This is a genomic window from Vibrio sp. J2-3(2022), assembly GCF_021725735.1.
Taxonomy (GTDB): Bacteria; Pseudomonadota; Gammaproteobacteria; order Enterobacterales; family Vibrionaceae; genus Vibrio; species Vibrio diabolicus.
This window is the reverse complement of record NZ_JAKKCK010000002.1, coordinates 812,046-820,606: the sequence shown is the minus strand read 5'-3', so window position 1 is coordinate 820,606 and position 8,561 is coordinate 812,046. Positions and strand designations below refer to the sequence as shown.

General features: G+C 44.0%; 7 protein-coding genes and 2 tRNA genes. 5 read left to right on the top strand and 4 right to left on the bottom strand.

The features are described 5' to 3' along the window. Positions 1 to 38: 38 nt before the first annotated feature. Positions 39 to 123, bottom strand: a tRNA-Tyr gene (locus L3V27_RS11725). An 84-nt stretch (positions 124 to 207) separates the two neighbouring features. Next, positions 208 to 292, bottom strand: a tRNA-Tyr gene (locus L3V27_RS11720). 284 nt (positions 293 to 576) lie between these two features. On the opposite strand from L3V27_RS11720, the gene L3V27_RS11715 reads away from it, so the two are divergent. The 3 genes from L3V27_RS11715 (at position 577) to L3V27_RS11705 (ending at position 5,219) form a co-directional block, all read left to right on the top strand. After that, positions 577 to 1,686, top strand: coding sequence for an efflux RND transporter periplasmic adaptor subunit (locus tag L3V27_RS11715; RefSeq protein WP_237311903.1), 1,110 nt, complete (start codon positions 577 to 579; stop codon positions 1,684 to 1,686). Continuing rightward, a complete protein-coding gene (gene vmeF / locus L3V27_RS11710; RefSeq protein WP_046874696.1) occupies positions 1,686 to 4,799 on the top strand; it encodes a multidrug efflux RND transporter permease subunit VmeF in 3,114 nt (1,037 codons plus the stop codon). The genes L3V27_RS11715 and vmeF overlap by 1 nt, the downstream gene beginning before the upstream one ends. A 222-nt stretch (positions 4,800 to 5,021) precedes the next feature. Next, positions 5,022 to 5,219 (top strand): type II secretion system protein, encoded by a 198-nt coding sequence (locus L3V27_RS11705; protein ID WP_005390570.1) that lies wholly within the window; start codon positions 5,022 to 5,024, stop codon positions 5,217 to 5,219. Positions 5,220 to 5,309: 90 nt separating this feature from the next. Here L3V27_RS11705 and L3V27_RS11700 read toward each other — a convergent pair whose 3' ends face one another. Continuing rightward, positions 5,310 to 5,885: a porin family protein gene (locus tag L3V27_RS11700; protein WP_005390572.1), complete on the bottom strand. Its 576-nt coding sequence runs from the start codon at positions 5,883 to 5,885 to the stop codon at positions 5,310 to 5,312. Positions 5,886 to 6,098: 213 nt separating this feature from the next. Here L3V27_RS11700 and L3V27_RS11695 point away from each other — a divergent pair, with 213 nt between their 5' ends. Further along, positions 6,099 to 6,416, top strand: coding sequence for a DUF1244 domain-containing protein (locus tag L3V27_RS11695; protein WP_005390574.1), 318 nt, complete (start codon positions 6,099 to 6,101; stop codon positions 6,414 to 6,416). Positions 6,417 to 6,480: 64 nt separating this feature from the next. On the opposite strand, the gene L3V27_RS11690 is transcribed toward L3V27_RS11695, so the two are convergent. Next, positions 6,481 to 7,575, bottom strand: a complete 1,095-nt coding sequence (locus L3V27_RS11690) for a PLP-dependent cysteine synthase family protein (protein WP_005390576.1) — start codon at positions 7,573 to 7,575, stop codon at positions 6,481 to 6,483. Positions 7,576 to 7,713: 138 nt separating this feature from the next. On the opposite strand from L3V27_RS11690, the gene L3V27_RS11685 reads away from it, so the two are divergent. Continuing rightward, positions 7,714 to 8,178, top strand: coding sequence for an Lrp/AsnC family transcriptional regulator (locus L3V27_RS11685; RefSeq protein ID WP_053807138.1), 465 nt, complete (start codon positions 7,714 to 7,716; stop codon positions 8,176 to 8,178). The last annotated feature ends 383 nt before the right edge of the window (positions 8,179 to 8,561 follow it).

The following is an 8,561-nucleotide window of genomic DNA, read 5'->3' as shown; positions in this document are numbered from 1 at the left end:
TTGTTCTTATGTTTAAAGGAAAAACACAAGAAAGAATATGGTGGAGGGGGACGGATTCGAACCATCGAAGGCAGTGCCGGCAGATTTACAGTCTGCTCCCTTTGGCCACTCGGGAACCCCTCCAGGGTGTTTTATACTTGAAAATTAGTTTCCCAACCTAGCTTTCAAGTTGTTCTTATGTTTAAAGGAAAAACACAAGAAAGAATATGGTGGAGGGGGACGGATTCGAACCATCGAAGGCAGTGCCGGCAGATTTACAGTCTGCTCCCTTTGGCCACTCGGGAACCCCTCCAGGGGATTTTTATACTTAGCAAGATGTTTTCCCAACTCATCTCCCAAGTGCGGAGCGAATCATAGCAAACTCGCTCAGGCTGTAAAGCGTTTTTCTTGCGTTTTTACGTTGAATGCTGTCTTTTTGGGCAAAGATGGTAGAAAGTCAGCGTTTTGTGTGTCCTTTGAACAGAAGAGAAACGCTCTTTTTACTTGAATTTACACTACTTGACGTTAAACCACGTATCTACTGATAAAATGTAAGCAGTTTAATGACATAAGTTTATTCGTTTAGAAGTCAATATCATGAGCATGAAAGCCACGTTATCGTTATCTGTTTTAACGCTTTCTATATTAATGAGTTCTCCATCAGCTTTCGCAGCTATGCGAGGCTCAGCAGTTACCGTCGTAACTGAACAAGTAGAAACGCACGAGATCAATCAATCCTTATCGCTTATCGGTAAATTAGAAGCGGCGGAGTCTGTGGTTGTTGCATCGGAAGTCGCCGGCAAAGTGAATCAAATCGCTGTTAAAGCGAATCAAAATGTCCAACAAGGTCAGCTGTTAATCAAGTTGGATGATGATAAGGCTCAAGCCGCTTTGATTGAGGCAAAGGCGTACCTTAAAGATGAACAACGTAAGCTAAAAGAGTTTCAACGTTTGGTTAAGCGAAATGCTATCACCCAAACTGAGATCGACGCACAAAAAGCAAGTGTTGAAATCGCACAAGCAAGGCTGGACGCTGCTCAAGCAAATTTGGCCGATCTTCATATTACGGCTCCATTCTCTGGCACTGTTGGTTTCATTGACTTTAGTCGCGGTAAAATGGTTAGCGCGGGTACAGAGCTGTTGACCTTGGATGACCTTTCCGTCATGGAGCTGGACTTACAAGTACCGGAGCGCTATTTATCGATGCTTTCTATTGGTATGGAAGTCATTGCCAAAACCAGTGCATGGGGTGAACAGACGTTTACTGGTCAAGTCACAGGCATTGATACGCGAATCAGCGCAGAAACGCTGAACCTGCGTGTACGTATTGAGTTTGAGAACCCTGAAAACCGCTTAAAGCCGGGCATGTTAATGAATGCATCATTGGCCCTCCCTGCGATTGAAGCGCCAATTATCCCGGTTCAAGCACTAGAATACTCTGGCACCAAGCGTTACGTATACGTCATCGATGGCAACAATAAAGCGACTCGACAAGAAGTCATTCTCGGTGCTCGTGTCGATAACGAAGTCGTTATTGAGTCAGGCGTTGAAGTTGGCGACAAAATTGTTGTACAGGGCATCGTTAATATGCGAGATGGTGTTGAAGTTAAGGAAATTGTCGCACCAGGAAAGGCAGAAACAGCTAACGCAACTGGTAATCAAGGTGTTCAAAGCACGCAAGACGAAGCGGCTAAGGAAGCAAACTAATGTTACTTTCTGACGTTTCTGTAAAACGCCCAGTCGCAGCGTTGGTATTGAGTATGCTGCTGTGTGTATTTGGTTTTGTATCCTTTACGAAACTAGCGGTGCGAGAAATGCCGGACATTGAAAGTCCGGTCGTTTCCATTAGTACGCGTTACGAGGGCGCTTCCGCGACGATCATCGAGAGTCAAATTACTTCTGTATTAGAAGATCAGCTTTCAGGCATCAGCGGAATAGATGAGATCAGTTCGACGACGCGAAACAGCAGTTCGCGTATCACGATCACTTTTGAGCTAGGTTACGATCTCAATACGGGTGTTAGTGATGTTCGCGACGCGGTGGCTCGCGCTCAACGTTCGCTACCTGATGAGGCGGACGATCCAATTGTCTACAAGAATAACGGTTCAGGTCAGGCCTCCCTCTATATAAATCTCAGTTCTGCAGAGATGGACCGCACTCAATTGACGGATTATGCAGAACGTGTATTGATGGATCGCTTTAGCTTGATCTCTGGGGTGAGCTCCATTGATCTCTCTGGTGGTTTGTACAAGGTGATGTACGTGAAGCTTAAGCCAGAGCTGATGGCGGGGCGCTCAGTCACGGCTTCGGACATTACATCGGCACTGCGAAGTGAAAACTTAGAAAGTCCGGGTGGTGAAGTTCGCAATGACTCGACAGTCATGTCGGTACGGACAGCGCGTAGCTATAACACGCCGGAAGATTTTCAGTACCTCGTGATTAAAAGGGCGAGCGACAACACGCCTATCTATTTGAAAGATGTCGCTGATGTTTTTATCGGTGCAGAAAACGAAAACTCGACCTTTAAAAGCGATGGCGTCGTCAATGTTAGTTTGGGGGTTGTTCCTCAGTCTGATGCGAACCCGTTAGAAGTAGCAAAATTAGTTCGAGCTGAAGTTGATAACATCCAGAAGTTCTTGCCGGAAGGGACGCGGCTTGCTATCGACTACGATGCGACGGTGTTTATCGAGCGCTCGATAGAAGAGGTATATAGCACGCTATTTATTACGGGTGGTTTGGTTATTTTGGTGTTGTACATCTTCATTGGTCAAGCTCGTGCAACCTTGATCCCAGCTGTTACGGTTCCGGTATCGCTGATTTCTTCGTTCATTGCCGCTTATTACTTTGGCTTTTCTATCAACTTAATCACCTTGATGGCGTTGATCCTGTCTATCGGCTTGGTAGTGGATGACGCGATTGTGGTTGTTGAAAACATCTTCCACCATATCGAACGTGGTGAATCGCCTTTGCTTGCGGCCTATAAAGGTACGCGGGAAGTAGGCTTTGCCGTTATCGCGACAACGCTAGTGCTGGTGATGGTATTCCTGCCGATTTCTTTTATGGATGGCATGGTAGGTCTGCTATTTACTGAGTTTTCTGTCTTGTTGGCGATGTCAGTAATTTTCTCGTCTTTGATCGCCCTAACATTAACTCCTGTATTGGGTAGTCAGATTTTGAAGGCGAATGTAAAACCAAATCGATTTAATCAAGTGGTCGATCGCCTATTTAGTAAACTTGAGAGTGGTTACCGCTCATTATTGAAAGGCGCATTGAAAATGCGTTGGGCTGCACCGCTGGTGATTTTGGCGTGTTTGGGCGGCAGTTACTTCTTGATGAACCAAGTGCCAGCCCAGTTGACCCCTCAAGAAGATCGCGGCGTGATGTTTGCGTTTGTACGCGGGGCTGATGCTACGTCATACAATCGTATGTCAGCCAATATGGACATTGTTGAAGACCGATTGATGCCATTACTTGGGCAAGGGTATCTGAAGTCGTTTAGTATTCAAACGCCTGCATTTGGTGGACAGGCAGGCGATCAAACCGGCTTTGTTATCATGATTCTAGAAGACTGGAACGAGCGAGATGTAACAGCTCAGGAAGCGCTTAACAAAGTGCGTGGTGCACTGGCTGGCATACCTGATGTTCGAGTGTTCCCATTCATGCCTGGTTTCCAAGGTGGTTCGAGTGAGCCTGTTCAGTTTGTGTTAGGTGGCTCTGATTACGATGAACTTCTCGTCTGGGCTGAAATGTTGAAAAACAAAGCAGAAGAATCGCCAATGATGGAAGGTGCTGAGATCGATTACTCAGAGAAAACGCCAGAGCTATTGGTTACGGTCGACAGACAGCGTGCCGCAGAACTAGGGGTCAGTGTCAAAGACATTTCTGATACGCTAGAAATCATGCTTGGTGGTAAAAGTGAAACGACTTATGTTGAGCGTGGCGAAGAGTATGATGTGTATCTTCGTGGTGATGAAAACAGCTTTAATAATGCAGCGGATTTAAGCCAGATTTATCTGCGAACTAATAGTGGGCAGTTAGTGACGTTAGACGCGGTCACTAAAATTGAAGAAGTGGCAGCTTCTATTCGTCTATCTCACTACAACAAACAGAAATCCATCACTATTACGGCTAATCTGTCAGAAGGCTACACATTAGGAGACGCGCTGAATTACCTTGATCAACAAGCGATAGACAACTTACCAGGTGACATCTCGGTGAGTTATTCTGGCGAGTCAAAAGACTTTAAAGAGAACCAAGCGAGTGTTGCTGTCGTATTTGCGTTGGCATTGCTTGTGGCGTATCTCGTGTTGGCGGCTCAATTTGAAAGCTTCGTGAACCCGTTAGTGGTGATGTTTACGGTGCCGATGGGCGTATTTGGTGGCTTCCTTGGCTTGGTTGTGATGGGGCAAGGCATGAACATTTACAGCCAGATCGGCATGATCATGTTGATCGGCATGGTGACGAAAAACGGCATTTTGATTGTTGAGTTTGCCAACCAGTTGCGAGACCGTGGTGTTGAATTCGAAAAAGCGGTTATTGATGCAGCTGCGCGACGTCTACGCCCGATCTTGATGACAGCATTTACCACGCTTGCTGGTGCCATCCCGCTGATCGTTTCGACAGGGGCAGGTTATGAGAGTCGTATTGCTGTGGGTACCGTGATCTTTTTTGGGATGGGATTTGCAACATTGGTGACCTTATTTGTCATCCCGGCTATGTACCGATTGATTTCGGCGAAAACACAGGCGCCAGGTCATGTAGAAGCAGAATTGAACAAAGCACTCAGCCACGATACAAAAGGCCGTATTGCTCATCCTTAGCTCTGTACGTAAAGCTTTGATTGAAAACACCGAACAACTTTTGTTCGGTGTTTTTTATATTGAGAGTGATTACTTATAGAACTAATGATTATTTTTGTTTATTATTTCGCCACTTCTTCGAGGGGCACAGGACTCGCTCATCGTATTTGACTGAATGTCGGGTCTTGTTAGGTGTAATGCCGGGAAAGCAGCATATACCTATTATTATTTTGAGGTGTTCTCTTGAAAAAAGTACGTGGTAGTTACATGGTAGAAATGGTTTTAGTTGCGGGTGTTATGGCGTTGTTAGCGACCACTGCACTTCCGACGTTAACGAATGCACTAAAAGATCGTCAAGATGGCATTTTACACTCTCTCGATGCCGGTCAACCAAGTAGCCATGTGAATCAAGAGACAACAGAAAAGTTCTCCGCTCAGTAACTGATGACACTCCGTAGATTGTAAAACAAGCCGAGGTAAAAACCTCGGCTTGTTTGTATTTCAATTCTGGTAACTTGGTGCTACCTAATGTTAGAAGCGTTTCCCTAAGCTAACTTGCACACCTTCGTAGCTATCGTAAAAATCTTCAAAGCCCATATCTGCGACATTGTAGATGTACTCTGCGCGCAACCAGATGTCTTTGCTCATATCCCAATGGACACCAGCACCGATATTGAATAGTGCTCCTGAATCATCGGTGACTTTTTGTTGGTTTGGAACGTACATTTCTGCCTGAGTCCCTAACGCGGTCACGCGGCCGAACAAAGAAAGTGGTGTATCGCCAAGGTTATCACTGGTCAATACTGCTGACATACCCGCTTGGTAATAGTGCAAATCCAAATCTGTTTTCAGTGTGTCGTTTTTAAGTTCGTTTTGGGAGTAGCGAAGCACACCTTCAAACGCAAGGTATTGATTAACATGATAGCCCCAACCAACAGTGATATGTGGTGTGGACCACTCATTGTCTCTGTCTGAGCCAAAATAGGGTGTATCAAAACCGACGTTACCAGTACCCAGATAAAAATAAGATTGATGAGTTTGTTCTTGAGCAGCAAAAGTCGGCACACTGATGGTCAAGGCAGACAATAATAGAATGGCGTTTTTCATAACTTGACGATAACCTTTGTAAAAGACCGTTGTAATGAGTTGTGTTAATATTAATTTAATCAATAAGATAGATGGCGTTTATCATATCAGCTTTTACGCAAAGGTAGTCATTTAGACTGGGAATTGTTGCGCTAAAGCAGACTTCCTAGGCTGGAGAACTTACTATTCGGTATGGTGACTAACGTCAATCAAATAAGAGAGAAGGAAAGGAAAGTGGCTGAATTCAAATATAAAAATCTGACTCAAGAAGAACAAGATAAGTTAGACGCGGCGACATTTCGTCGTTTATTGGCGCATTTAGACGCGAATAAAGACGTGCAGAACATCGACCTCATGATCCTTGCGGGCTTCTGTCGCAACTGCTTTAGCAAATGGTACAAAGCTGAAGCGGAAAATCTCGGTGTGGATTTAGATATTGATGACGCTCGCGAACGTGTTTACGGCATGACTTACGATGAATGGAAACAAAATCATCAGCCAGCGGCAACGCCAGAACAATTGGCGGCGTTTGAAGCGCGTCAGAAAAAGTAATACTCATTTCCAAAAAAACAGCCCGCACATCAGCGGGCTGTTTTTTTACATTCGAATTTACATATTAAGCGGTAATTGGACCGCAACATGCAGGTTCGACACAGCCTTTCGCTTGAATGACTTCAAGTTGCGCGAGGTAAGGTTGAATATCACCGATGTTCTCTTTTACCCATGCTAAGTCGTAATACGTATCTAAGTAACGCTCACCAGAGTCACATAAAAGTGTCACGATAGAGCCTGTTTCACCGCGTTGTTTCATTTCGCAGGCCAGTTGAAGCACACCGTAGAGGTTCGTCCCTGTTGATGCACCGACTTTACGCCCAATCAGTTGAGAAACCCAATGTGCAGTTGCCACACTGGCAGCGTCTGGAATTTTGCGCATCTCGTCAATAACACCTGCAATAAAGCTTGGCTCGACACGTGGTCGACCAATGCCTTCAATTTTGCTGCCGGTCTCACCTTTTAATGAGTGATTACCTGACTGGAAAGCGTCGTAAAACACCGAGTTTTCAGGGTCTACGACACAAAGTTTGGTGTCGTATTTTTGGTAACGAATAAAACGGCCAATGGTTGCAGACGTGCCACCAGTTCCTGGGCTCATTACTACCCAATTAGGAATTGGGTGATCTTCTAGTTCCATTTGGCTAAAGATAGAGTTCGCAATGTTGTTGTTGCCGCGCCAGTCAGTCGCACGTTCAGCATAAGTAAACTGATCCATGTAGTGACCATTTAACTCTTGGGCCAAACGTCGAGACTCGTCATAAATCTGATCTGAGCGCTCTACAAGATGCGCTTTACCACCGTAAAACTCAATTTGTTCAATCTTTTTACGTGCGGTGGTTTTCGGCATAACAGCAATGAACGGTAAGCCAAGCAAGCGAGCAAAATACGCTTCTGAAACGGCAGTGCTGCCTGAGGACGCTTCAATCACTGTGGTTTCAGGACCAATCCATCCGTTACAAATCGCATAAAGAAACAACGAGCGTGCCAATCGGTGTTTCAGAGAGCCTGTTGGATGCGTGCTCTCATCTTTTAGGTAGATATCGATACCATCAAGAGAAGGCAGTTCGAGTTTAAATAAATGAGTATCAGCAGAACGTTGAAAGTCTGCTTCAATTTTACGCACTGCATTGTTGATCCAGTTGTGGTCAGTACACATGGCGTCTCTCCTTGGAAATCGATAGATAAGCATTGGATGGGAATAATTTACCTATAATATGAGAGAAAAACTTTGCTATAGTTGCTGGTAATAGATGTTTTGATAGAAAAGTTTTCTACACTTTGTGGGTTTTATAGGATGATTTTGGATCGAGTCGATAAGCAGCTGCTTGCGTTGTTACAAACCGACAGCACCTTGTCATTAAATGAGTTAGCAGAGCAGGTAAATCTGACAACGACGCCATGTTGGAAGCGTTTGAAAAGGTTGGAAGAAGAAGGCTACATCGAAAAGCGCGTGGCGTTACTGAGTGCAGAAAAACTCGACCTGTCTTTTATCGCTTTTGTTCAGCTAAAAACCATCGATCACTCTGAAGATTGGTATCACCACTTTGTCACAACAGTGAGTGATTTCCCTGAGGTGATGGAGTTTTATCGTATGGCCGGCGAGTATGACTACATGATGAAAGTGCTAGTCAAAGATATGAAGTGTTTTGACGAGTTTTATAAGCGCTTAGTTAATAGTGTAAAGGGACTGTCTAATGTGACTTCAACATTTGCTATGGAATCCATTAAATATACGACTGAGTTACCACTTCTCAACTAAATAGCTTTATACGAATTTTATTTAATGGTTACTCTATCTGTTAGCATTTTAAATGTTAACAGGTAGCAGGGTTATTCTAACTAAGTTACTTTTTACTGGGTTGGAATAAATATAAACGATATTTATTCTCTCTTCTATTTCCGCATTAACTGTTTGTTTTTTATCCTCCACCAAGCGCTAATACAGCAAAATGCATGAAAAAATAACGCAATTTTTTCTCTTTATTTTTCGTGTTTTATTTTTGTTGAATATTCATTCTTACTAAATTAATTAATTGGTTTAATTTAAACGTTTGCTTTGTGTTGTTTTGTGTATTTTAGTCACCACTTCTGAACATTTATTTTTATGCGTAATACAGTAGCAAATACTTAAGTAATAAAGTA